20 protein-coding genes are annotated in these 25,996 nt (G+C 60.7%); 17 read left to right on the forward strand and 3 right to left on the reverse strand.

The window, feature by feature from the left end; all coding sequences use genetic code 11:
* Nucleotides 1-175: 175 nt before the first annotated feature.
* Nucleotides 176-1,795, reverse strand: coding sequence for a Na+/H+ antiporter (locus J0X19_RS11130; RefSeq protein ID WP_206984436.1), 1,620 nt, complete (start codon nt 1,793-1,795; stop codon nt 176-178).
* A gap of 480 nt (nt 1,796-2,275) precedes the next feature.
* On the opposite strand from J0X19_RS11130, the gene J0X19_RS11135 reads away from it, so the two are divergent.
* The 5 genes from J0X19_RS11135 (at nt 2,276) to J0X19_RS11155 (ending at nt 8,899) form a co-directional block, all read left to right on the forward strand.
* Entirely contained in the window at nt 2,276-2,959 is a 684-nt protein-coding gene (locus J0X19_RS11135) for a RibD family protein (protein WP_206984437.1), read from the forward strand.
* Between the two features lie 245 nt (nt 2,960-3,204).
* Entirely contained in the window at nt 3,205-5,277 is a 2,073-nt protein-coding gene (locus tag J0X19_RS11140; RefSeq protein WP_206984438.1) for a beta-galactosidase, read from the forward strand.
* 63 nt (nt 5,278-5,340) lie between these two features.
* The gene (locus J0X19_RS11145) at nt 5,341-6,342 is read left to right on the forward strand and encodes a glycoside hydrolase family 43 protein (RefSeq protein ID WP_206984439.1); all 1,002 of its coding nucleotides are present in this window, start codon (nt 5,341-5,343) and stop codon (nt 6,340-6,342) included.
* 304 nt (nt 6,343-6,646) lie between these two features.
* On the forward strand, nt 6,647-7,978 hold the full coding sequence (locus J0X19_RS11150) for a carboxylesterase family protein (RefSeq protein WP_206984440.1): 1,332 nt from the start codon (nt 6,647-6,649) through the stop codon (nt 7,976-7,978).
* A gap of 81 nt (nt 7,979-8,059) precedes the next feature.
* Complete coding sequence (locus J0X19_RS11155; protein ID WP_206984441.1) at nt 8,060-8,899, forward strand: maleylpyruvate isomerase N-terminal domain-containing protein; 840 nt, start codon at nt 8,060-8,062, stop codon at nt 8,897-8,899.
* 109 nt (nt 8,900-9,008) lie between these two features.
* On the opposite strand, the gene J0X19_RS11160 is transcribed toward J0X19_RS11155, so the two are convergent.
* Nucleotides 9,009-9,596, reverse strand: coding sequence for a beta/alpha barrel domain-containing protein (locus tag J0X19_RS11160; RefSeq protein ID WP_206984442.1), 588 nt, complete (start codon nt 9,594-9,596; stop codon nt 9,009-9,011).
* Nucleotides 9,597-9,802: 206 nt separating this feature from the next.
* On the opposite strand from J0X19_RS11160, the gene mnmA reads away from it, so the two are divergent.
* The 12 genes from mnmA to J0X19_RS11220 all read left to right on the forward strand — a co-directional run bounded on the left by mnmA (nt 9,803) and on the right by J0X19_RS11220 (nt 23,677).
* Complete coding sequence (gene mnmA / locus J0X19_RS11165; RefSeq protein ID WP_206984443.1) at nt 9,803-10,972, forward strand: tRNA 2-thiouridine(34) synthase MnmA; 1,170 nt, start codon at nt 9,803-9,805, stop codon at nt 10,970-10,972.
* Nucleotides 10,973-10,982: 10 nt separating this feature from the next.
* Complete coding sequence (locus tag J0X19_RS11170; protein ID WP_206984444.1) at nt 10,983-11,741, forward strand: hypothetical protein; 759 nt, start codon at nt 10,983-10,985, stop codon at nt 11,739-11,741.
* 169 nt (nt 11,742-11,910) lie between these two features.
* Nucleotides 11,911-13,611 carry a S8 family peptidase gene (locus J0X19_RS11175; RefSeq protein WP_206984445.1) on the forward strand — a complete coding sequence of 567 codons (1,701 nt, stop codon included), beginning with the start codon at nt 11,911-11,913 and terminating at the stop codon, nt 13,609-13,611.
* Nucleotides 13,612-13,804: 193 nt separating this feature from the next.
* Complete coding sequence (locus J0X19_RS11180; RefSeq protein ID WP_022823705.1) at nt 13,805-14,125, forward strand: hypothetical protein; 321 nt, start codon at nt 13,805-13,807, stop codon at nt 14,123-14,125.
* Nucleotides 14,126-14,402: 277 nt separating this feature from the next.
* Nucleotides 14,403-14,972: a biliverdin-producing heme oxygenase gene (locus J0X19_RS11185; RefSeq protein ID WP_206984446.1), complete on the forward strand. Its 570-nt coding sequence runs from the start codon at nt 14,403-14,405 to the stop codon at nt 14,970-14,972.
* Nucleotides 14,969-17,269 (forward strand): ATP-binding protein, encoded by a 2,301-nt coding sequence (locus J0X19_RS11190; protein ID WP_206984447.1) that lies wholly within the window; start codon nt 14,969-14,971, stop codon nt 17,267-17,269. Before J0X19_RS11185 ends, J0X19_RS11190 begins: the two co-directional genes overlap by 4 nt.
* Nucleotides 17,270-17,271: 2 nt before the next feature.
* Nucleotides 17,272-17,718, forward strand: coding sequence for a response regulator (locus J0X19_RS11195; protein WP_206984448.1), 447 nt, complete (start codon nt 17,272-17,274; stop codon nt 17,716-17,718).
* A gap of 14 nt (nt 17,719-17,732) precedes the next feature.
* Complete coding sequence (locus J0X19_RS25125; protein ID WP_206984449.1) at nt 17,733-18,878, forward strand: sensor histidine kinase; 1,146 nt, start codon at nt 17,733-17,735, stop codon at nt 18,876-18,878.
* A 178-nt stretch (nt 18,879-19,056) separates the two neighbouring features.
* A complete protein-coding gene (gene rpe, locus J0X19_RS11205) occupies nt 19,057-19,761 on the forward strand; it encodes a ribulose-phosphate 3-epimerase (protein ID WP_206984450.1) in 705 nt (234 codons plus the stop codon).
* A 20-nt stretch (nt 19,762-19,781) separates the two neighbouring features.
* On the forward strand, nt 19,782-22,328 hold the full coding sequence (locus J0X19_RS11210) for a TonB-dependent receptor (protein ID WP_242582461.1): 2,547 nt from the start codon (nt 19,782-19,784) through the stop codon (nt 22,326-22,328).
* A 63-nt stretch (nt 22,329-22,391) separates the two neighbouring features.
* Complete coding sequence (locus J0X19_RS11215; protein WP_206984452.1) at nt 22,392-23,018, forward strand: hypothetical protein; 627 nt, start codon at nt 22,392-22,394, stop codon at nt 23,016-23,018.
* Between the two features lie 122 nt (nt 23,019-23,140).
* The gene (locus J0X19_RS11220) at nt 23,141-23,677 is read left to right on the forward strand and encodes a GNAT family N-acetyltransferase (protein WP_242582463.1); all 537 of its coding nucleotides are present in this window, start codon (nt 23,141-23,143) and stop codon (nt 23,675-23,677) included.
* Nucleotides 23,678-23,700: 23 nt separating this feature from the next.
* On the opposite strand, the gene J0X19_RS11225 is transcribed toward J0X19_RS11220, so the two are convergent.
* On the reverse strand, nt 23,701-25,995 hold the full coding sequence (locus J0X19_RS11225; protein ID WP_206984454.1) for a gluzincin family metallopeptidase: 2,295 nt from the start codon (nt 25,993-25,995) through the stop codon (nt 23,701-23,703).
* Nucleotide 25,996 lies beyond the last annotated feature (1 nt).

The following is a 25,996-nucleotide window of genomic DNA, read 5'->3' on the forward strand; positions in this document are numbered from 1 at the left end:
GTTAAAAAGGGAAACAGCAGCTTCGTGCCGCTGCACGTAGCTAAACAGCTTCGGCAGCCAAATGCTTTTCGCCAATAAATAATCAGCTGAAAGCTAGCGGTGTTTCACTACGCTCGGCCTGGTGTTTGGCGGTTTTTTAAAGAACCTAGCGACGGCTGCTAAACGGCTGTATAAGCTACTCCGGGCCTGCCTTTTGCAGCTGCTTTTCGCGGAGTTTGTATTCTTCTAAATCCAGAATGGTCAGGTACTTGCGAATGATTTCCTCGTCGAACTCCATGCGGTGGTTCATTTCGTGCAACAGGCTGCGCTGCTGGTTGAGCAGCTCCAGGTAGTTCTGGTGAAAGTGGTGCAGCGTTTCGTTGGGCGGGCCGGGGGCTTCTTCCAACTCGTGGGTGAAAAACGCGGCATCAAGTTGGAGGCGCGACTGTAGGTTTTGTAGGTACTCGTTCGGGGCTTCGGTGGTGGGCATGGTGTTCGATTCCACGTAGCGCAACGCTTGTAGGGCCAGCTTTTTCTGCAGAATCAGTTCTTGCTTTTCGTCCGAGAACGTGCGGTGCCGGTCTTCGGGCTTCACTTTCCGAATCAGCCAGGGCAGCGTCAGGCCCTGGAAAACCAGCGTTACCAGAATGACAATGAAGGTGATGAACAGAATCAGGTTGCGGTAGGGGAAGGGCTGGCCCTGCGGCGTGAGCAGCGGAATGGATAGCGCGGCGGCCAACGACACCACCCCGCGCATGCCCGCCCAGCCCAGCACCATCGGTCCGCGCCAGCCGGGGTTTGCATCGGCGACGGTGATGAAGCGGCTAGCAAACATGGTGAACAGCACCGCGCCAAACGAGCACAGCAGCCGCGCCACCACTAGCGTGAGGGAGATGAGCAGCCCGTAGCCAATGGCCGGTTCTAAGCCGCCGTCGAGTTCCCGCGTGATGGTGGGCAGCTCCAACCCGATGAGTAGGAATACCAGCCCGTTCAGCACAAAGCTCAGCACCGACCACACATCTACGCTCTCAATCCGGCTGCGGTAGGTGAGCATGGAGTGGCGCTTGCTGGAGAGCAGCAGGCCGCCGCTCACCACCGCCAGCACCCCGGAGTAGTGGAAATGCTCGGCCGCGTAATACAGGCAGTAAGGCGTAACCAGCGTCAGAACAGTATCAATGCTGGGGGTGGTGGGCAGCCAGCGGTGAATGGCGTAGAACACCAGCCCCAGGCCCACACCAATAGCCGTGCCCAGCACAATAACCAGGAAAAAGCTACCCGCCGCCTGGCCAAACGCAAACTGCCCGGTAAGCACTGCCGCCAGTGCAAACCGAAACACAATCAGCGAGGCCGCATCATTCAGCAGGCTTTCGCCCTCAATAATGCTCACCATCTGGCGCGGCACCTGCACCTGCCGCATGATGGTGGTGGCCGAAATAGCATCGGGCGGCGACACAATGCCCCCCAGCAGAAACCCCAGCGCCAGCGTGAAGCCCGGAATCAGGGCGTGCGACACCACCGCTATAATGCACGAGGTGATGATGACCACCGGAAACGCAAAGCTGGTAATTACCCGCCGCCACTTCCAGAACTCCTTCCACGACACCTGCCAGGCCGCCTCGTAGAGCAGCGGCGGCAGAAACACCAGAAACACAATCTCCGGGTCAATCCGGATGTTGTCGAACAGTTGCGTGAAGCTTAGCGCCAGCCCGCCCAGTACCAGCACAATCGGGTAGGCCAGCCGTAGCTTGCTGGCTACCATCACCAGCGCCAGAATAATCAGAATTAGAAAAACGAACTCAAAGAACAGGTTTTGCATAAGGCAACGCTGGAAATAAAACAACGCAAGCTCACCGCTGGGCCTGCGCAAGGTAGTGCACAGAGAGTGGTTTCAAGTTGGCTATAAAAGGAATGATAAGCCGCTACGCAGGAGCGCTTTAGCACAGGATTGAGGGGCGTAGCGTAGCCACCGCTAGCGTGTGCACTAAAACGAAAAACAGACGCTAAGACAACAATAGTAGTACGCCCGAGGCTGCCAAGAACATAGCCGCCTCCGGCGTGCGGCGTGCCACCCACTTCACGGTTGTTGGGGCGTGGTGGTTGAAAAGGGCACTGGGGTGGCTTCTGGGGTGCCTTGCAGAAGCGGGGCAACGGCGGGCCGCTACAATCACAAATCAAACCGATGCCGCTGACTTTCAAACAGTCCTGCTGCCCCTGGCAACGGCTGCTTGCCCCGGCCCGTACCGAAGGCCAGCAGTTCAGCTGCTCTGACCACCCTACCATAGTCGTGCTTTACCTTATGAAACCACACGTCATCTGCCACATGGCCGCCTCCCTCGACGGCCGCATCATCACCAGCCGCTGGGGTGAGAACCCCAACCTCAAAGCCTACGAAACCACCGCCGCCAACTTCGATTCTCAGGCCTGGCTCTGCGGCCGCGTAACGTTTGAGAAAGACTTCACCGACAACCTGCAACCCGACCTCGAACCCGGCGCCACCGTACCCGACCGCCACGATTTCATAGCCGACAAAGCAGCCACATCCTTCGCCGTGGCCATTGATGGGCAAGGCAAGCTGGGCTGGGAAACGGGCCACATCGACGACGACCACATCATCAGCGTCCTCACCGAGCAGGTCAGCAACGAGTACCTGGCCTACCTGCGTCGGCAGGGTGTTTCCTACCTTTTTGGCGGGGTGCGGGAGCTGGATTTCAAGCTGGTTTTTGATAAGCTCGGCGCCTTGTTTCCCATCAAAACCATTCTGCTCGAAGGCGGCGGCCACATCAACGGCTCCTTGCTCAAGGCTGGCCTGGTAGATGAGCTGAGTTTGCTGCATTACCCTGCCATTGATGGCGCCGGCAGTTCGGCGGCGGTGTTCGAGCAAGGCGAGCAGCCCGGCCCACCGGCTCAGCTGCAACTGAAGCACGTAGAGCAATTGCCCGACAACCTGGTGTGGCTCCGCTACGACGTGGTGCGCAGCTAAACAGCTAGCCGCGCGGTGCCGGGGCCACGTGAGGCCCACCGCACCGGGGCTGAGTGAGGAAATACTACCTACAATGCTGCTTTAGGCGTCAGGCCTACCCGAAAACCGCGTTTCTGGGTGGGCCTGACGCCTACTGACCATTTTAGGGTGGGTTATTGACCGATTTTTGCCCTTTGGTGAGCGGGCGGTTCCGCTACTTTTACCGGGACTGTACTTCCTCCCATTCCCGCGCTCCGCCCCACTCTATGTTCAAGCCGCTGCTCACGGTTACCGCTTTTCTCGCCCTTGGCTACGGCCGGGCTTCGGCCCAAACCATCAAGCAAGACCAGCTGCTCTACGGCGTGGCCTACTACGATGAGTACTCGCCCTACGAGCGGCTCGACAAGGACGTGGCCATGATGAAAGCGGCCGGCATCAACGTGGTGCGCATTGCCGAATCGACGTGGAGCACGCTGGAACCGCAGGAGGGCGTGTTCGACTACTCGCACATTGATAGGGTGCTGGATGCCATGCACAAGGCGGGCATCCGGGTTATCATTGGCACGCCCACCTACGCCGTGCCCACCTGGCTGGTGCGCAAGTATCCGGCGGTGCTGGCCGTCACCAACCGGGGCCCCAACCAGTACGGCCCGCGCCAGAACATGGACATCAGCAACCCCGACTACCGCCGCCATGCCGAGCAGGTAATTCGGGCGCTGCTGGGGCACGTGAAGAACCACCCGGCCATCATCGGCTACCAGATCGACAACGAAACCAAGGCTTACGGCACGGCGGGCCCGGCAGTGCAGCAGCTGTTTGTGGAGCACATGAAGCGTAAGTTTCCGTCGTTGGAGGCCCTCAACAAAGCCTACGGCCTCGATTACTGGAGCAACCGCATCAACACCTGGCAAGATTTTCCGTCGGTGGTAGGCACCATCAACGCCAGCTTGGGCAGCGAATTCAGTGCGTTTCAGCGCCAGCTGGTTACCGATTTTCTGGCCTGGCAGGCGGGGCTGGTGCGCGAGTACAAGCAGCCCAATCAGTTCATCACCCAGAACTTCGATTTGGGCTGGCGCGGCCATTCCTACGGCATCCAGCCCGACGTAGACCACTTTGCCGCCGCCAAGGCCCTCGACGTGGCCGGCATCGACATCTACCACCCCAGCCAAAGTCAGCTCACGGGCACCGAAATTGCCCTCGGCGGCGACCTGACCCGCTCGATGAAGGGCGGGCAGAATTATTTTGTGCTGGAAACCGAGGCCCAGGGCTTCCCGCAGTGGGTACCGTATCCGGGGCAGCTGCGCTTGCAGGCGTTCAGCCACCTGGCGTCGGGCGCCAACATGGTGGAGTACTGGCACTGGAGCAGCATCCACAACTCGGCCGAAACCTACTGGAAAGGCCTGCTCAGCCACGATTTGCTGCCCAACCCCACCTACGACGAAGCCAAAACCATCGGGCGCGACTTTCAGCGGCTGAGTCCGAGCTTGCTGAACCTGAAAAAAACCAACAAAGTCGCCATCCTGTTCAGCAATCAGGCCCTGACGGCCGAAGGCTGGTTTAGCAGCGGCCTCGACTACAACCAAGTGCTGCGCCCGTTCTACGACGCCCTCTACCGCCAAAACGTGGGCTGCGACCTGGTGGACCCCAGCAGCACCAACCTGGAGCAGTACTCGCTCATCATTGTGCCCATGCTTTACGCCGCGCCTACTAGCCTGCTGGAGCGTCTGAATCAGTTTGTGCAAAAGGGCGGGCACTTGCTGTGCACCTACCGCAGCGGCTTTTCCGACGAGAACGTGCAGGTGCGCACCACTGTGCAGCCGGGGATTCTGAGCGCGGCCTGCGGCGTGACCTACAGCCAGTTCACCGTGCCCGACCACGTGGGCCTGCAAGGCGACGCCTACCAGGCCGGCCGCGACGACAACCAGGTAACCACCTGGATGGAGCTGCTCACGCCCACCACCGCCAAGGTGCTGGCCCGCTACGACCACCCGGTATGGGGCCAGTACGCGGCCATCACCGAAAACCAGTACGGCAAAGGACTGGCTACCTACGTTGGGTGCCACACCTCCGATGCGGTGGTGGAAAAGCTGGTAACCAACGTGGTGCGCAAAGCCGGCCTCTGGGGCCCCGACCAGGAACTGCGGTTCCCGCTTATCACCCGCTCGGGCGTCAATCAGCGCCGGAAAGCAGTGCACTACTACTTCAACTATTCGGCCACGCCGGGCACGGTGCGCTACCCGCATGGGGCGGGCCGGGAGCTACTGGCCGGCACCGTCGTTGCATCGGGGCAGCAGTTGCCGCTGGCGCCCTGGGGCGTGCAGATTATAGAAGAGAAGTAACGTAGCTGCTTTGTAGTCAACTTTCTAAACCATTCCATGCGTCTAAATTCCACCCCGCGCCTAATGAAAAGTACCTGGTTGACTTCGTTGAGCTGCCTGTTGTTGCCGCTGGCCGTAGCGGCCCAAAAGGCGGGGCCGCCGCCCATCCGCAAAAACGTACCCTTGGATTCCATCGGGCTGAGTGACCCGTTTATTCTGGCCGACGCGAAAACGCGCACCTACTACATGACCGGTACCGGCGGGCTATTATGGAAAAGCAGCAACCTGAAAGCCTGGGAAGGCCCGTACCCGGTAGCCAAGCCCGACCCCGCTTCCTGGATGGGCCCCAAGCCGATGATTTGGGCCGCCGAAATCCATGCCTATAAAGGCAAATACTACTATTTCGCTACGTTCACCAACTCGGCTATCAAGGTAGATACCGTGGCGGGTAGGCCCCTGGAGCGCCGGGCCAGCCACGTGCTGGTAAGCAGTCAGCCCGATGGGCCGTACGTGCCGATGAAAGATGCCACCTACCTGCCGGCCAACAAGCTGACGCTGGACGGTACGTTTTGGGTGGACCAGGACGGCAAGCCCTACCTGGTGTACTGCCACGAATGGCTGCAAAACATGGACGGTACCATCGAAAAGATAGAGCTGAAGCCCGACCTGACCGGCACTGTTGGCACCGGCAACATCCTGTTTCGGGCCAGCGCCGCGCCCTGGAGCCGCGAAAACCCGCGCAACAGTCCGCCCCGGCCCAACAAAGTAACCGACGGCCCCTGGCTGTTTCGCACCGGCACTGGCCGGCTGGGCATGCTCTGGACCAGCTGGGTGTACGACGCCTACACGCAGGGCGTGGCCTACTCCACCAGCGGCACCCTCGATGGCCCCTGGGTGCAGGAGAAAGACCCGATTACTCCGCCCAACTTCGGGCACGGCATGCTGTTCCGCACCTTCGAGGGCAAGCTGCTCATGTCGGTGCACAGCCACAAAGACATCAACGGCAAATACCGCCGCATTCCGCACTTGTTTGAGGTAGATGTAACGGGCAATAAGCTGGTGCTGGGCAAGCCGTATCGGCCTTAGCAGCCTGCCTCAAACGCTGAGTGGGCTAAGTATATACCTACATAAAAAGAATGTCATTATAAACAGAACGTCATTCCGAGCGCAGTCGAGGAATCTGGCGTGCTGAGGTTGTGGTAGTAACCCGGACATCAGCACGCCAGATGCTTCGTTGCGCTCTGCATGACGGCCTTTTTTACATCAGAAAGCGCTATTATCCCCATGCATTAGTGCATGGGCGGAGCGTCGTTCTCAGGGAGCTACGGGCCTTTCGTAAACTAATGGCGCGCTTTGTGGGTTTTCCGGCTCCTTACCAAGCCTTATTTATATGTCGGCCGAGGCTTCCCCTCAGTTTCATGCCCCCGCGGGCACCATTATTGGGTGGGCAGAAGGCGCCGTACTGCGGGCCAGCGGCATCCGATACGCCCGCGCCGCGCGGTTTCAGTATCCGGTAGCCGAGCCGGCCGCGGCAGCTCCCATCTACGCTACCACGCCCGCCCCGGCGTGCCCGCAGGCCGCCGATTTGCAGCTGGCGCAGGCCTTCGGCGACTTCCATACGGGGGCCACTTTCGATGAGGATTGCTTGCGGCTTTCCATCACGCTCCCCGCCAACCGGCAGCCGGGCGAGGCGTTGCCCGTTGTTGTGTGGGTGCACGGCGGCTCCTACGTGAGCGGGGCCGGCGACCTGCCCCTCTACGACCCGGCCACGCTGGTGCAGGAGCAGCGCGTGGTGTTTGTGGCCGTTACGTACCGGCTCGGGCTATTGGGTTTTCTGGGGAGCGAAGGTGGCCCGCCGCCCAACCTGGGGTTGCTGGATCTGCTGGAAGCGCTACGCTGGGTGCAGCGCAACATCCAAGCCTTTGCCGGTAATCCTGACCTGGTCACGCTATTGGGCCACTCTTCCGGGGCCGATGCTGTGGCGCACCTCATGGTGGCCGAAGGGGCAGCTGGCCTGTTCCGGCGCGTGATTCTGCACAGCGCGCCGCTGGGCTTGGCCCGCCACCGCCACGCCATGACCAGGGCCATGGTAGCCGCCGCCGGCCCGTTTCCTGCCACCGTAACCGTTGAGGAAGTGCTGGCGCGGGAAAAGGTTGTGTACAAAGCTGTGCGGCGGTTTGGGCTGAAAAGCGGGATGCCCTTTGGCACGCAGTACGGCGCCTACCCCTTGCCCGCCGAAGCCGAACTCGACCGGGCGTGGGCGGCCGTAGCCTCCAAGGTGGACGTGCTGATTGGTGCTACGGCCGAGGAAACACGTTTTTTTGCGGTCATCAACCCGACGTTTCGGTGGGTAAGGCGGGTGCCCGTGGTGGGGGAGTTGCTGTTGCGCCTGTTGGTGGGTGTTACTTCCGGACTGATTTACCGGCAGCCGGCCCTGGCCTTTGCCCGGCAGCATGCCCGCGCCGGGGGGCGTGCGTATCATTTTCTGATGCAGTTTCAACCTGCTGGCCGCACCCTGGGCGCGGCGCACACCCTGGATTTGCCGCTGCTGCTGGGCACCCGGGCCGGGTGGGAAGCAACCCCACTGCTTAGCCAGGTGAAGTGGGCGGCCATCAACGAAGCCGGCCGGCCGGTCCGGCAGCTGTGGATGGATTTTGCGCGCACTGGCGTACTGCCCGCGCCAATAGAGTTGCCAGGCGTGTTGCGCCTAAAGCAGCTCTAGGGCGCTGTTCTGCACGGTGGTCGTTCGTTGTTCAAGCAAGATAGATTGCGCAATTTGAGCGGCCACTTCCCTGTTTCACTGATGCAGCCGCTGCCCATCCTGTCCACTGCCCACCTGTTTCCGGTGCTCGACCAGCACTTGCTGACCTTGCTGCGCGCCCTGGAGCCTGCTGATTGGCTGAAACCAACCGTGGCCCCCAAATGGTGCGTGCACGACGTGGCCCTGCATCTGCTCGATGGCTCGTTGCGCACCCTGTCCATGCTGCGCGACGGGCACTTTGGTAGTTCGGGGCCCGCCAGTCCCGCCCCCGACGATGTGGTGCTCTACCTCAACCAACTCAACGCCGACTGGGTGCGGGCTGGCCAGCGGCTGAGTCCGCAGCTGGTTGCCTGGCTGCTGGAAGCCATTGGGCCGGCTTACAACAGCTACATGGCCTCGTTGCCGCTGCTGGAACCAGCCGTGTTTTCAGTGGGTTGGGCCGGGGAGGAGCAGTCGTTGAACTGGTTCCATGTGGCCCGCGACTACACCGAGAAGTGGCACCACCAGCAGCAGATTCGGCAGGCGGTAGGGCAGGAGCAGCCGTTGCTGACGCCGGAGCTGTACTCCCCGTTTCTGGCTACCTGCATCCGGGCGCTGCCGCACCACTACCGCAATGTAGCAGCCGCACCCGGCACCACGTTGCAGTTCACCGTAACCGGCGCAGGGGGTGGCACCTGGTTTCTGCAACGGCAAGCCACCACCTGGCACCTGGGCACCGATTACCGCGGGCCGGTAGCCGCCACCATCACCCTTGATGGCGCCGTGGCCTGGCGGCTTTTTACTAAGAGCCTGCCTCGCACCGAAGCCCAACGCCATATCACCACCACAGGCAAGCCACAATTGACCGAGCCAATTTTTAGCTTGGTTACGGTAATGGCCTGATTTATAGTGCTTCGTGCCTCGGGCTTGGTGCTTAGGTCGTTCTAACAGATAGTTCGTCCTGCACCTATTAAAACGACCTAAGCACCAAGCCCGAGGCACGAAGCACTAACTACTCTTCCAGAGCCTCGAATACGGCTTCCATTTCCGAGAAGTCGCGCAGGCCGGGCTTGATTTCGTTGCCGCCTTCGAGCACGAGGCCAGCCGGTTGGACGGTAGCTAGCAGGGTAGGCAGCGTATCGGGTGAGAAGCTGCCGTTGAGCCAGAGCGGAGCTGCGGTGCTATCGGCGCCTTCGGCGGAGGTGAGCAATGCGTAACCGGCCGGAAACGCCGTGGCGGGTACGGCATGCGCGCTTTCTTCGGCATCGAAAGCCACCAGCGGCGAAACTTCCAGTAGCGCCGGTACGGCCAGTGGGGGTACGGCAGGCCACGCGGCAAAGTCGCGTAGCAGTACCCGCGTTAGGTTGCACTCCTCAATCAGGCGGTTGATTTCCGAGGCGGGCATTGTACTGCCAAACTCCCCAATGATTTCCACGCCTGATACCCAGCCGGCCAGTTCCTTCACCGTGGCCGCATCAACAGCGCCGGGCAAGGCCGGGTCGAGGGTGAAAATCAGGCCGTCGGCGCCCATGCCGGCGCAGTAACGGGCATCGGAAAGGTTGTTGATACCGCGCACCAGCACGGAAGTAAGCAAAGCCATATGCAGTCGAAATTGAGGGTGGCAGCACCAAAAACAGGCGGCCTATCGAGGCGCAAAAGTAAGGATTCCGGCGCAGGCAAGGCGCTATTGTTTCCGCCTGAATGCAGCCAGGCAGCTAAAGGAAACCAGAGGAAACCAACGACGGCCCTATCGGTGTTATCTTTGCCACGCGGCCGCGGACCTTGACTCCACGGGCGCTTTTCTTTATGACGCAATTTGCATCTTCCACGCCGCCCGTTACCAAGGGCCGCGTCCTCGTCGCCATGAGCGGCGGTATTGATTCATCGGTAGCGGCCGTGCTGCTGCACGAACAAGGGTACGAGGTGGTCGGGATGACCATGAAAACCTGGGATTACGCCTCGGCCGGCGGCTCGAAAAAAGAAACCGGCTGCTGCTCGCTCGACAGCATCAACGATGCCCGCCAGATTGCCGTGGACCTGGGCTTTCCGCACTACATCATTGATATCCGCGACGAATTTGGTGATTTTGTTATCTCCAACTTCACCGACGAATACCTGGCTGGCCGCACTCCCAACCCCTGCGTGCTCTGCAACACCCACATCAAATGGGACGCTTTGCTGCGCCGCGCCGACCAGCTGGGCTGCGAGTTCATTGCCACCGGGCACTACGCCAATGTGCGCCTGGAAGACGGGCGCTACGTGGTCAGCAAAGGCCTCGACCAAAACAAAGACCAAAGCTATGCGCTCTGGGGCGTGAGCCAGGAGAGCCTGAGCCGCACGCTGTTTCCGTTGGGCCACATGCGCAAAACCGAAATCTATGACGAGGCGCGCCGCCGGGGCTTCACCGAGCTGGTAAACAAGCCGGAGAGCTACGAAATCTGCTTTATTCCCGACAACGACTACCGCAGCTTCCTGCGCCGCCGGGTGCCGGGCCTGGAAGAGCGAGTGGCGGGCGGCCGGTTTGTGCTGCGCGACGGCACCTTTGTGGGCAACCACGAAGGCTACCCGTTCTACACCATCGGGCAGCGCAAAGGCTTGGGCGTGGCGCTGGGTTTCCCGGTGTACGTAACCGAAATCCGGCCTGATACCAACGAAGTGGTGCTGGGTAATTTCGACGATTTGGCCAGCAGCCGTACCACCGTAGGGCAGTTGAACATGGGCAAATTTGCGTCGTTGGAAGGGCGGGGGCTGGTGCCAAGCATCACCAAAATCCGCTACAACCACGACGGTGCCCCGGCATTTCTGGAGCAGATTGGCGACAAAATCAACATCTACTTCGAGGAGCCGGTGCACGCCGTAACGCCCGGCCAGGCCGCCGTATTCTACGACGGGCAGGACGTGCTGGGTGGCGGCTGGATTGAGCGGCACACAATTGGCGAAACTCCCGTATCTTCGGCCGTTACTGCCACGCTATAATCCTAGTTTTATGTTGCGCTATCTGTTCAGTGAAAGTTGGATATTGTCGTCGCGCCGCTTAGTGGCGGCGGGCCTTTTGGCGCTGGCCGTGGCCGGCTGCAAAAACGAGTCGGTGCCGGTGGAGCCCGCCGATACCAACTACTACCCGCTGGCCGTGGGCGACTACCGCATCTACAACGTGGTAGACACCATCTGGACGCGCAACGTAAAGACCTACAACCGGTATCAGTTTCGGGAGCAGGTGACGGAACAGTACACCGATAATGCAGGTCGCGAAGCGTTCCGCATCATCCGCTCGCGCCGCGCCACCGCCACCGATGCCTGGCGCGACGACAGTGTGCTAGTGGTAAGCCCGGCCGCTACCAACGTGCTGGTAACGCGCAACAACAACCCGCGGGTAGAGCTGATTTTTCCAGTGCGCGAGGGGTACTGGAACGCCAATGCCTTCAACAACATGAACGGCATCAAAGATGAAAATCTGCACTACACCCGCGTTGGTGAGCCTTTCACCGCCACGTCGGGCACTGTCAGCCGCACATATCCGCAAACCATTACCACTTCCACGCCCGATGGCGTGGAGGAAACCGAATACGTGAATGCCTTCTACTATCTGCGGGTGCGGCAGGTGTACGCGCAGGGGGAAGGCCCGGTGTATCGGAGCCGCCGCCGGTTTATATACTGTGAGCCCGGCATCAACTGCATTCCCTCGCCTAACGTCATTTTCAGCGGCGTAGCGCACACGGAAACTCTAGTGGAAAAAGGCCGATAAGTAGGGCGCGCTAGTGAGTGATAATCAACAAACCCGCCGTCTGAAGTACCAGACGGCGGGTTTTTTAGTGATGTAACCGAAACCTGTTGTGTGCGTTTGTCGGGTAGCATCAACCCGGATTTAGTACAAAATCCGTATCTTCCAGCACGTCATTCAGCGGTATACTTCTATGCGTCTTTCATCTTTACTATTACTTACCGGTTTAGTGGCGGCCACGGGCCTTGGCCAAGCTGCGGCCCAGAGCGGACCCGGCGGTACCACTGCGGCCACCGTGCGCAAGCACCTGGTCTATTTCCGCGACAAAGCCGGTACGCCCTTCACGGTTGGGCAGCCTCAGCAGTTTCTGTCGGCGCGGGCTATTGCGCGCCGTACCCGCCAGAATATCACTGTGCAACCCCGCGACTTACCCGTGAACCCCAGCTACGTGGCCCAGGTGAAGGCGGTACCCGGCGCCACGGTGTGGTATTCGTCGCGCTGGTTTAACGCGGTGGTAGTCAACTGTGATTCCACTACCCTGGGAGCAGTGCAGGCCTTGCCATTCGTGCGCACTGCCCAAACCCTGAACCGCACGGCCCCGGTTGCCAGCCCCCGCAAGCAGGACGTGTTGCCTACCGGCACCGATCAGCAGCGCGGGCAGGCCAACCCGGTGTACGGCACCGCCTACGAGCAAGCCCGCATGATTGGAGCCGTAGCCATGCACAATGCCGGGTTCCGGGGAGAGGGGATGCAGATTGCCGTGTTTGACGATGGATTTCCGGGGGTGAATACCACCTCGCCGTTTGCCTCCCTGCGCAGCGAAGGCCGCCTGCTGGACGCCTACAACTTTGTGGAGCGCAACACCGCCGTGTACGGGCGCGACAGCCACGGCACCAACACCCTCTCCACCATGGCCGCCAACGAAACCGGCGTATTCGTGGGTACGGCCCCCAAGGCTACGTATCGGCTGTACCTAACCGAAGACGTTTTTACGGAGAATCCGATTGAGGAAGTGAACTGGCTGGTGGCCGCCGAGCGGGCCGATTCGGCCGGGGTGGACATCATCAGTTCGTCGTTGGGCTACCGGGATTTCGACGTGCTGTATATAAACTATGCCTATTCTGATTTAAACGGCCGCACCGCCATTTCCACCCGTGCAGCCGCTGTGGCGGCTCGGGTGGGGATGCTGGTAGTAAACTCGGCGGGCAACGAAGGAGCCCGGCCCTGGCAGAAAATTCTGGCCCCTGCCGATGCCGATTCCATCCTGGCTGTGGGCGCGGTGGACTCGTTGCGCAACTACGCCGGGTTCAGCTCCCAGGGCCCTAGCGCTGATAACCGCGTGAAGCCCAACCTGGCGGCGCAGGGTTCCCAGGCCGCTATTGTGAATGCCCTTGGGCAACCAGGGCGCGGCAGCGGCACCTCGTTTGCGTGCCCGGTGCTGGCTGGCATGGTGGCCGGCTTCTGGCAGGCCAATCCTACGCTGACGGCCCAGCAGGTTATCAGCTTTTTACAGCGCTCTGCTTCTCAATACACCAATCCCGACAACCTGCTCGGGTATGGTATTCCCAATTTTGTGGTGGCTTATAACCTGGCCAACCCTGGTACGCCGTTGGCCACGGCGGGGCCGGCGGGCGGCACCCAGCAGTTGGTGGTATATCCCAATCCTTTGGATGGCAACGACATCAATCTGCAGTTGCCGTCGGCTTTGCGGGCGCAGCCATTGCTGGTGCGCTTTTATGACGCACGCGGCGCCCTGGTGCTGGAACAGCGCCTAGCCGCTACCACCGCCGCCGAAGTTCGTCTGCCAACCAGCACCCTAACTGCAGGCATTTATACCTGCGCTGTGCAAGCCGGCGCCAAAGTGCAGCGTAGCGTGCGGTTTGTGAAGATCTGAAAAGAGTTAAGAGTTATGAAGTATGAGTTGACTGTTCTCACAGTTCAAAACCACCAACTCATAATTTAACACAGCTCAAAATTTTAGCTTATTGCGAAAAATATTAGTATCTTGTTCCGGAATTCAACGAGGTGAATTCTTCTCTTTTTTAACTCGGGTTCTATAAACCCAAAACACTAGTAGCATGCTACAAATGATGATTTCGAAGCGCCTGGGGCGTCGCCAGTTTCACTTCACCGTTCAGGGGGCCAACCTTCACGAGGTAGTCACCGAGTATGAGCGGCTGAGCTTTCCGGATGTAGCCAAGTGCGGCATCTGCGGTTCCGATAACCTCGACCTGACCGCCCGCGTGGCGCAGGACAAATTCAAATACACCTCGCTCCGCTGCCTGGATTGCCGCTCCGATGTTACGTTCGGGAAGCGCCAGGAAGACGACCAGACCTATTTCCTGCGCAAAACCGAAGACGGCAAGCTCGACTGGAAAGCCTGGAACAAGGACGAAGCAACCAAGTAGTCTTTCCTATAATCAACTACGTTTTAAGCAAGCCCCGGCCAGCAGCACGCATCGGTTTCCCCGACGCCCTGCTGGTCGGGGCTTGTTGCGTTTCGGCGCGTTTTCCTGCGGCCGATGCAATAACTTTCGGCTGTCTTTTACGTGAATAGCAGCCGGCGCCAAACCTCAGCGCGCCGGAACGGTTGGGGTCTTTGTGGCAGGTGCGGTAAATTTGAGCTTCGTACCTGACTATTTGCTTACTGTTTCTGCGTCCGAAAGCCCGCCCAGCCCACTTTGCATGCGTTTAGAATCTTCTGTTGTTCCTGGTATTCTGCAACGGCTGCGGCTTGAAACCCGCCCGTATCACGAGGCACTGGAACAAAACCAGTTCAATGAAAACCTCACGGCAGGTACGCTGTCTGGGGAAACCACCGCGCATTTTCTGGCGAAGATGTACGGTTTTCTCAAGCCCTACGAAGACCACCTGCGCCACTACACGCTGCCGCCAGCCTGGCAACAGCAGCACCGTTACCGCGCCCATCTGATTCTGGAAGATTTGCAGGTGGCACCTGCCGCGCTGCCGCTGTGCCCCACGCTGCCCCCGCTCGATACGCTGCCCCGGCTGCTGGGTGCCATGTACGTGCTGGAAGGCTCCACGCTCGGGGGGCAGGTAATTGCGCGGCAGCTGGCCAAAGCAGGCATTCCGGCCCGGGCCTACTTTACAGGCTATGCCGAACGCACCGGCCCCCTGTGGAAGGTATTCTGCCAGCAGCTGGGTGAAGCCGCCACCCCCGAAAACGAAGACGAAATTGTGCTGTCGGCCAGCAGTACGTTTCAACACCTGCAAACCTGGCTTAACAAGGCATGAACTACACCGACGAAAGCCTGCTGAACGCAACCATTGATACCACCAACTGCGACCGGGAGCCCATTCATATTCCGGGGGCGGTGCAGCCCTATGGGTTTTTGCTGTGCCTGAAGGAGGCCACCATGCGCATTGTGCAAGCCAGTGAAAACACGCTGGACTTGCTGGGCATCCCGGCTGAAGAGTTACTAGGAGCGAAGCTGAGCCGACTGCTGGGGACGGAGCCGCTGGCGGCCATCGAGCAACTGCGCCCTACGCTCACCACCACGCCCCGGCTGCTGGGCGCGCAACTCAGTGAAGTGGCGGGCCAGCCATTCTACAAGATTATTCTGCACCGCTACGACCAGCTGCTGTGGTTGGAATTCGAGCCGGTGACGGCTGCCCCGGCCAGCACGTTGGACCTGCCGTTTCTCAACGAGGCCCTGGGCCAGATGCTGGCCGCCACGCAGGTGCTGGAGTTCTGCCAGAACGCCGCAGAGCAGGTCCGCGCCATTACCGGCTTCGACCGGGTGGCCATTTACCGGTTCGGCGGGGATGAGAGCGGGGAAGTCATTGCCGAAGCCAGGCACGAAGACCTGGAGCCGTGGCTGCACCTGCGCTACCCGGCCACCGACATTCCCAAGCAGGCGCGGGCCATGTACCTGAAAAACTGGCTGCGCTTTATTCCGGATGCGCATTACACGCCCGCCCGGCTGGTGCCCGTGCACAACCCCGCCACCAACCGCCCGCCCGACATGACCTACTCGGTGCTGCGGAGCGTGTCGCCGATTCACTTGCAGTATTTGCACAACATGGGCTCGGCGGCCACCATGACCATTTCCCTGATTCGGGACAACCAGCTCTGGGGCATGATTACCTGCCACCACCGCACGCCGCGCCTGGTGAGCTACGAGCTGCGCGACTTGTGCCAGTTTATCGGCAAAACGTTTTCGGCCCTTATCAAAACCAAAGAGCAGCACGACGAGCAGGACTATCAGCTCCGCATCCGCGAAAACCAGGTGCGGCTGCTGGAACACGTATCTAGCAACGAAAACTTCGTGGATGGGCTCTACCGCCAGCAGCCCACGGTAATGGACGTGTTCGACTGCGGCGGCGCGGCCATCTGCTTCGACCAGGAGATTATTCTGCTGGGCAATACGCCCAGCCAGGCGCAGGTGCAGGACGTGCTGGACTGGTTGCAGCAGCACGCCCCGCAGGACGTGTTCTACACCAACTCCTACGCGCAGCTCAACCCGGCCGGCATCAGCATTCGGCCCACGGCCAGCGGTATTTTGGCGGTGTCGTTGGCGGAGGCACCCGGCAACTACATCCTCTGGTTTCGGCCCGAGGTGATTCAGACCGTGACCTGGGCCGGGCAAAACCAGAAGGTGGAAACCCTGGCCGACGGCCAGCTGTTCCTGTCGCCGCGGCAGTCGTTTGAGGCCTGGAAGCAGACGGTGGAAAGCACCTCCGCCCCCTGGAAGCCCCTGGAAATTGAAGCCGCCAAGGAAATCCGGCTGCACATTTCCGATGTGCGCCTGAAGGTGTTCAACGAGTTGCAGGCCCGGGCCGCCAGCCTAAGCAAGCTCAACACCGAGCTGGAACGCAGCAACGACGAGCTGGACTCGTTTGCCTACGTGGCCTCCCACGATTTGAAAGAGCCGTTGCGCGGTATTCACAACTACTCGCTGTTTCTGCTGGAAGACTACGCCGAGCAACTCGATGCCGACGGTGTGAACAAGCTGCAAACCCTGGTGCGGCTCAGCCAGCGCATGGAAAACCTGATTGAATCGTTGTTGCAGCTTTCCCGGGTGGGCCGCACCGATTTGGTGGTGGAACCCACCGACATGAACGAGTTGCTGGCCGAAGTGCTGGATTTGCTTTCGCCCCGCCTCGAGCAAACCGGCACCACCGTAACCGTAGCCACTCCGCTGCCCGTGGTGCACTGCGACCAGGTGCGCATCCGGGAGGTGTTCAATAATCTGCTTACCAACGCCATGCGCTACAACGACAAGCCCGAGAAAATGGTGGAAGTTGGGGCGGTGGTTGAAAACATAGCCGGGCCAAAAGGCGTTGTAAACTCAACCGATTTTCACGTGTTTTACGTACGTGACAACGGCATCGGTATCGACCCCAAGCACCACGAGAATATCTTCAAGATCTTCAAGCGGCTGCACTCCCAGGAAAAGTACGGGGGCGGTACCGGCGCTGGCTTGGCAATCGTCAAGAAAATGGTGGAAAAGCATGGCGGTACCCTGTGGGTGCAGTCAACCCCGGGAGCCGGCGCCACTTTCTATTTTTCGCTTTCAAAACATTTGTAACCGTGTCTGTTTTCCCTCTCAAACCCATCCTCGTAGTGGAGGACAGCGCCGAAGATTTTACGGCCTTGGGCCGGGCGTTTCGCAAGCACGCGCTCCGCAACCCCGTGTTGCGCTGCGAAGACGGCGACCAGGCACTGGAGTACCTGCAAGGCTACGGCAAAGCAGTAGGCTGGCCCCAGACGCTGCCGGCCATTGTACTGCTGGATTTGAATCTGCCCGGCACCGATGGGCGCACCGTGCTTAGCAAACTGAAGCAGGACAAACGCCTGCATTCCATTCCCGTTATTATTTTTAGCACGTCTTCCAACGTCCGCGACATTGAGGATTGCTACCAATTGGGCGCTAATAGCTACTTGACCAAGCCAATTGAGTACGCTGCGCTGGAAGAGAAAATCCGCCTCACAATCCATTATTGGCTGGAGGCGTCGGAATTACCGTTTGCGAATTAGATTGAGCTTGCCTAGTGAAAAACATCTTACTCGTTGATGATAATGAGCAAGACCGCATGCTTTACAAGCGGTACTTAAGCAAGCAGCGAGAGTACGAGCAGTTAGAGCTACACGAAGCGGCTTCGGGCGCCGAGGCGGTGGCATTGTTTGCGGCCAAGCAGCCCGATTGTGTGTTGCTTGACTACAATCTGCTTGACACAGATGGGCTTACGTTGCTACGGGAGCTGAAGGAGCTGGCTCCCGACACTCTGTGCGTGGTAATGATTACGGGGGGCGGCAGTGAGCAGTTGGCAGTTCGGGCCCTTAATAGTGGTGCTTTCGACTACCTCGTGAAGGGCCAGTTCGACCAGGAGCTGCTCTGTAAAACCGTGATACACGCCATCGAAAAAAGCGAGTGGCAGCAACGGATGGCGCGCTATCATCAGGAGCTTACGCAGGCCAACGCCGAACTCGCCGTTACCAACCAGCAACTGGCCCGCACCAATACCGACCTCGATAATTTTGTGTACGCGGCCTCGCACGATTTGCGCCAGCCGGTCAACAATCTGCGCGGGCTCTTCGACGAGCTGCGCCGTACGGCCACTGTAAACGACCCCGACGCGGCCCACATGTGGTTTCTGTTTGATAAGTCGTTGCAGGCACTGACCACCACCATCAGCGACCTGGCCGACGTGGTGCAAGTGGCCCGCCAGCCCGACCGGGAAGCCACCGAAACCGTGGAAATGGCCGCTTTAACCGAACTGGTGCTGCAAACCCTGCACCCGCAGGTGGTAGAAGCTGCCGCCACTATTGAAACGGATTTCACCGGCTTGCCCACCCTCACGTACGCCCCGAGTAGCCTGCGTACCATTCTGCTTAATCTGCTGGCCAATACGCTCAAGTACCGCCACCCAAACCGTCCCGCCCGAGTGCGGGTCCGCACTTATCTGAACGGCAGGCAGGCAGTGCTGGAAGTGCAGGATAATGGTTTGGGCATGAACCTGGACCTGTACGGCAACGAGTTGTTTCAATTGTTCCGGCGTTTCCATCCGGAGGCGAGTGAGGGTACCGGCGTGGGCCTGTTCCTGGTAAACCGGCTGGTACGGGCCGAAGGCGGCCATATTGAGGTGGAAAGCCAGGAAGAACTGGGCACCACCTTCCGGGTGTATCTGCGCGGCTAGGGCATTGAGCACAGGAGGCCGGCACCCCGAAATCGAGTAGGAATAGATGCCGGAGCAGCCAATAAGTTGGGTAGCCAGTGCGTTGTAGCGGCGGGGGCCAGCGGCAACGGCTGGTGCCTATATGCTATACGCCGCTATTCGGTTACTCAATTACTGTGTTACTCTCTACCTTCGCGGTATGACTTCAACTCGCCGCCGGGCGCCCTTGCTGGCTCCGTCTTTGCTTGCCGCCGATTTCGGCAATCTTCAATCCGAAACTGAGCGCCTCGCTGGTAGCGCCGCCGACTGGCTGCACTGCGACATCATGGATGGCCGATTCGTGCCCAATATTTCGTTCGGGATTCCGGTGCTCCAGGCCATTCACCGCCACGCCAAGCAGCCCTTGGACGTGCATTTGATGATCGAGGACCCGCAAAACTACCTCTCGGCCGTGCGCGACGCCGGCGCCCGCAACATTACGGTGCATTACGAAGCCTGCACGCACCTGCACCGGGTGGTGCAGCAGATTAAGGCGCTGGGCTGCCAGGCGGGTGTGGCCCTCAACCCGCACACGCCGGTGTGGCTGCTCGAAGACATTGCCGCCGACCTCGACCTGGTGCTGGTGATGTCGGTGAATCCGGGCTTTGGTGGGCAGTCGTTTATCCCGAACACGCTGCGCAAAGTAACCGAGCTGAAAGAGCTGCTGGTGGACAGCGGCTCCTCGGCTTTGATTGAAATAGACGGCGGCGTAAACATCGACAACGCGGCGGCCTTGGTAGAAGCCGGGGCCGATGTGCTGGTGGCCGGTTCGTTCGTGTTCAGCTCCCCCGACCCCGTGGCCACGCTGGCGGAGTTGCGGGCTCAAGTGGCAGCCAGTGTAAACGAGGAAGAAGAACCGAGCTAATGCCCCACTTTTCCGCTGCTATGGGCCGTTTGCTGCGCCCTGTCCGTTGGTGTTTGTGGCGCGCCATGCCCCTCACGCCGCTGGCTCTGCCGGTTTTGCTGCTGCCTGCGCCAACGGCCGTAGCCCAGCAAAACACCATCACCATCAGCGGAACCGTGCGCGACGCCGCCGGCCAACCCGTGGAACTGGTGGGTGTGGGCGTGGAAGGCCAGGCCGGCGGTACCGCCACCGACAGCCAGGGCCGCTTCACGTTGCGGGTGCCGCGCACCGGCCGCTCGGCCGTGCTGGTGGTGCGCGGCTTGCGTTTCAAGCCGTTGCGCGTGCCCCTCACCCTCAACCAGGATCAGCCTGAGTTGCGCCTGACGCTCCAGGGCGATACGCGCGCGTTGAGCAACGTAACCGTGCGCGCCCGCACCGACGAGGCCAATACCAGCGAGCAGGTGAGCATGATCAAGCTCGACCCGCGTACCGCCAAAGTGCTGCCTTCGCCGTTCGGCGACTTCAACGCCATCCTCAAAACCCTGCCCGGCGTATCGTCCACCAACGAGCTGACCAGCACCTACTCGGTGCGGGGCGGCAACTACGACGAAAACCTGGTGTACGTCAACGGTATCGAGATATACCGGCCGTTTCTGGTGACGGCAGCCCAGCAGGAGGGGCTGAGCTTCATTAACCCCGACCTGGTGAACAAGGTGGAATTTTCCACCGGGGGCTGGCAGCCACAGTTCGGCGACAAGCTTTCCTCGGTGCTGAACGTGCAGTACAAGCAGCCCACCAAGTTTGCGGCGTCGGGTACGGCCAGTTTGGTGGGTGGCGCGGCGCATGCCGAGGCCACTTCGCCTAACAAGCGCCTCAGCTACCTGGCCGGCATCCGCTACAAGAATGCCACCTACGTGCTCCGCTCGCTCAAGCAGCAGCAGGGCGGCTACAACCCCACCTTCTACGACGGCCAGGCCTACATCAACGCCAATCTGGGCCCGCAGGACAACCCGGAGCGGACGTCATTGGGGCTGTTGACCACGTTTTCGCACAACGACTACCGCTTCACGCCCGAAACCGGCCAAAGCACGTTCAGCACCGCTACCAACCAGTTCACCCGGCTCTTTATTGCCTACCAGGGCCGGGAGCGAATGCAGTACGACATGTACCAGGGCGGCCTCAATCTGAAGCACAACTTCAGCAGCAAGTTCCAAACCGAGCTGCTGGGCGGGCTGGTGTACTCGCGCGAGCTGGAATACCGCGACGTGGAAGCCGCCTACAGCCTCGCCGACATCAACCGGGACCCCAGCCAGCCGGACTTCAATTTGCCCGTGCGCCAGCGCGACGTGGGTTCCCGCTTCGACCACTCACGCAATACGCTCACGGCCCGCATTGCCACCGTGGAAGCCCGGGCCCGCTGGACACCCAGCGCCCGCAACGTGGTGCGCTTCGGGGTGAAGTCGGGCCGGGAGCGGATTGAGGATACGCTGAACGAGTACAGCTTCGCCGACTCGGCCGACTACGTGCCCGACGGCCGCCGTACCCGGCAGGTATCCGACCTGGATTTGAGCAGCACCCGCACCCAGGGCTACGCCCAGCATACCATCGAGTTGGACTCGGCGCGCACGCTCACGTATGGGGTGCGGGCGCACTATTGGTCTACCAACCAGCAGGTGGTGGTGAGCCCACGGGTGCAGTACTCGTTTGTGCCGCGCAAGCACCCGAATCATTCCTATAAGGTAGCCACGGGCCTGTACTACCAGCCGCCGTTCTACCGGGAGCTGCGCGACCAGCAGGGCACCCGCGCCACGCCGGGCAGTCCGCTACTCATTCAGGCTAGCCTGAACCCGGAGCTGCGCGCTCAACGCTCGTTGCACCTGATTGTGGGCAACGAAATCCGGTTCGAGCAGTGGGGCCGGCCGTTCCGCTTTACCGGCGAGGCCTACTTGAAGTACCTCACCGACGTGGTGCCCTACGACATCGACAACGTGCGGCTGCGCTATTTTGCCAAGAATAACGCCAATGCCTACGTGGCCGGCTTCGACGCCCGCTTGGGTGGCGAGTTCGTGAATGGGGCCGAATCGTGGTTCAGCTTGGGCGTACTTACTACGCGGGAAAACATTGACGGCGACTCGATTACGCGCTACAATGCCGACGGGGCCATGGTAGGGCGCGACGCCAAGGGCTATATCCGGCGGCCGCAGGACCAGCGCGTAAACCTGGGTATCTTCTTTCAGGACCACCTGCCCGACAATCCGTCGGTGCGGGGCTACGTGAACTTGGTGTTTGGCACGGGTTTGCCGTTTAGCCCGCCCGGCTTGCCCGAGCTGCGCGGCACCAGCGCCCTCACCCGCTCCTACAAGCGCGCCGACCTGGGCTTCTCGAAAGTCATTGCCCTGAACAACCAGCCCGACCGGCCCGCGGGCAAGCTAGAAAGCCTTTGGATTGGGTTGGAAATACTGAACGTGCTGGGTGCCAACAACGTGGGCGGCTATAGCTACATCCAGGACCTGAACGGCCGCACGTATTCCGTGCCCAATTACCTCTCCCAGCGCGTAGTCAATCTGCGGGTTATCGGGCGGTTTTAGCAACTTACGAAATAAGTCGTGCTGTATTCACAAAAGTCTGTTAAACAATAAATTAAACGTACTGTGCTTGCTTCCCTACTTGCCATGAGCGCCAGCGCCGCTCTGGCCGCCCCACCCGATACCATTGCTCGCCCACAATTCCGCCACGCGGCGTACGTGGGCGTCCACAGCGCCGAATACGGTGGCGGTAGCCATTATGCCAGCCTTAACTACGAATGGTGGCTGAGTCCGCGGGTGAGCGTACGGGCGGGCATCGGGGGCGTCCACCGTAGCTATCCGGTTTACACTGAAGTCTTCGACCCGGTTACAGGAAGGGTGTCGTATGAGGAGGTCGGCCAGCACCGCTACAACAGCTTGCTGCTAACATCTCAAGTCCGCTATTTTCTGTGGCCGGCCCGGCGCCCGGCGGCGGGGCTGTTTGTGGGAGCTGGCTTGCAACTGGTATTCGAAGAGTTTCAACAACCGAGAACCAGCTACTCCAACTACGTGAGTGATATTCAAGTGCACGTGCCCTTATCTACCCGCATCGGTTACCAACTTCGTAAGGGCCGCTGGCTGCTGAGCGGCAGCACCGGGCTGGATTTCACCCGCCGAGACGAGGTGCAGTTCGACCCACAACGACCCGGCCAGGGCGGCCGCGAGGTACACGTCACAGCCGGCTCGGATTTGCAGGTCGGGTTTCTGTTTTAAATAAAAGCAGGCCTGCTAGACACAAATTGACAACTCGAAAGAAAAGCCGGGGGCGCAATGTCGCTCCCGGCTTTTCTTATCTTGCCATCATGCCTACTTCGCCACTCGTATCCGCACCAGCTTTGTCTCAGGTTATACCCGTGCTGGAAACTGCCCGCCTTGTGCTGCGGGGCCATCAGCTAACCGACCTGGAGGAATACACGGCCATGTGGAATGAGCCGGGTTTCTACCAGTTCCTGGGAGGCAAGCCGCTGTCGGAGGAAGATGTGTGGCGGAAGATGCTGGCCCAGCAAGGGCATTGGCTGATGATGGGCTACGGATTTTGGGCCGTGGAAGAGAAAAGCACCGGCCGCTTCATCGGCTGCGTGGGCTTCTCTGATTACAACCGCGCCCTGGAGCCGTCCATTAAAGGCTTCCCGGAAATCGGGTGGGTGCTTACCCCGCGGGTACACGGGCTGGGCTACGCCACCGAGGCTATCAAAGCGGCCCTAACCTGGGGCCGGGCGCATTTTCAGCAGCGGCAAACGGCCTGTATCATCGACCCCGACAACGAGGCTTCCCTGCGGGTAGCCCGCAAATTCGGGTACCAGGAGTGGGCCCGCACCCAGTACCGCGAGCAGCCCATTGTGGTGCTACGCGCCAACCTCGACGAGCAATAAGCCACCGAATCAAAAACGACCGGCTACGGCACCACGCGCACAAGCACGGCAATGCCGCCGGTTATCTGCTGCGTTTTCGTGTCGCGCTGCACCACATCAAGCCGCAGTTGCTGGCCCACGCGGGCCGTGGGCGGCAACTCGATGCGGAGCTGGGTAAGCAACTGGTTGCCGCCTGCCAGCGCAAAGCGCATACTGGCTTGCCCGCCGGCTTTGAACAGTAGTTCCTGGGTTTGGTCGGTGAGGCTGGGGGCCGTGGCCAGCAGGTGCTCGTCGGTGAGCATGCGGTGCTGCTGCGGGGAAAGGGGCGCGTGGCCGCCGCAGTCCAGGTGGGCGCTGGCGGCAGCATCGGTGAGGCGGCCCGGCAGTAGGAACGGCTGCAGCCGCTCGAAGCCTTTAAATAGATGGGGCTGCTCGTGTAGTAAGCTCACCCGGAGGTCGGGCAGCGTAGCCGGCCGGAACACTTCCAGGTTGAATTCGCGTAGTTGCAGCTGTTGCGTTATAAAATTGGCCGCCACGAAGGGCAACACCAGAAAGCCGTTCAACTTGAGGTCCACTACGGTCAGGTTTTTCTGAGCCAGGTTGTTGTGCTGCCACACGTGCTTGCCGCTGCCCGGCTGGTCGCCGCGGCAAAGTACGGCGGCCGTGAGGCAGGCGTGCGTACCGGCGGTGGGCACGAGGTGGCGCGGCCAGCGGGCCTTCACAATGATACTACTGCCCGGCGCCAGCTCGAAGCCGCTGGCGGCGGCCACACAGGGCAGAAAGTCGGCGGGGTAGGTGAACTGGGTGCCGGCAAACTGCTTCACCTGAAAGCTCACCACAAAATGCCGGGCCGTGACGCTGCCCCGGTTCCGGACGCGGGCGTAAAACCAGTTGTCCTGCCCATATTCCGGGGCCTGGTGGGTGGTGCCGCCGTCGTCCTGGTTGCGCACCCACAGGTCGGGCGAGTCCCAGAAGCGGCCGTTCCAGTCGTTGTGGCCCGCCGTATCCAGCGCGTCGTCTTTCAGCCACAGGTCGGGCACGGCGGTGGGGTCGGGGAAGCCATACACGAACCGGTGGAAGGCATCGACCAGCCGCGCGTTGCCTGAGCGGCACAGCAGATACTCCTCCAAATCGGTGGTGCGCACCAACTGGCCTTGGCGCAACTGGTAGAAATCCTTCATGTAGCCGCGTAGCGCTGCATTGCCCAGCAGCGCCGACACGCCCTGCCAAAACTTGTTGCCGTCGCCGTAGGCATTGCCGGCCGTAATGCGGGCGTAGGGGTTCGAGGAGCGTAGCTCGATGGGCGGCTTGGTGAAATCGAAGGGTACGGACTGGGTGCCGCCGTTGTCGTTGAAATAAGTGGTCCAGGCCTCGTCCCACCAGGCGTCGGGCTGGCTGGCCGGTTTCACGCCCCGCGCCCACCAGCTATGAAACACCTCGTGGCTCAAAGCCCCGGTGCCGGTGGTGGTACCGCCGTCGTATTCCATGCCGCCCACGTGGAAGAACGCCACAAACCGGTTGCCGTGGAGGTAGGGCCCCACGTTGGTTTCGTTGGCCGCCAGGTAGGTTTTCAGCAGGTTGAGCTGCGCCGGGAAGTCGGCCGAGCCAGTTTGCAGCTTCCAGGCCTCCAGCGCCACGGTAGTACCACTCACCGGCAGCACCACACTCGCCGACTGCGTGGCTACCGTATTCGTGGCCCGCACTTCCAGCAAATGCGACAACGCCGTGAACCGCGCCGGAAACGCAACCTGCCAGTGGTTGCTGCCCAGCACGCTGGTGTTGCCGTTGGTGATGATGGAATGCGCGACGCCCGTATTCAGCACCCGCACCGTGAGGGTGCACGCAAACTGGTCGTAAATCAGGTTGGCCGGCAGCCAGGCCTCCAGATACCGGCCGGCGCCCAGGTCGGTGAAGCCGAAACTGAACGTCAGCCGGGGGCCCGCCGCCCAGGTTAGCTGGGGCGGGTAGCTGCCGGCCGTGGAGGCCTGCGGCAACCCCAGGGAGTAGGTGACGCGCAGCGTATGCGTGGTATTGGCCGGCAGCACGGTGTTCACCACCCGCAGTTGCGCCTGCGGACCGCCGCCAAAATCATGATGGGCCAAGCTGGCTACCGGAATAGCGGCGCCATCCAGCCAGGCCGCCGTAATGGTCTGGCGCAAATCGAAGATGGGGCAGCCACTTTGCGCCCCCGTCAGGAAGGTAATGGTAGCGTCGGCGCTGCCCGAAGACGTGCTACCATCAAAAAGCAGCGTGCCGGTCAGGGTCTGGATGTCGATGGGCACAGCCAGCAGCCCGTCCACCGTTTTGGGCGGCGGGGCCAGATGAAAGTTGGTTGCCATG

The organism is Hymenobacter telluris (assembly GCF_017313265.1).
In the GTDB taxonomy this organism is placed as follows: Bacteria; Bacteroidota; Bacteroidia; order Cytophagales; family Hymenobacteraceae; genus Hymenobacter; species Hymenobacter telluris.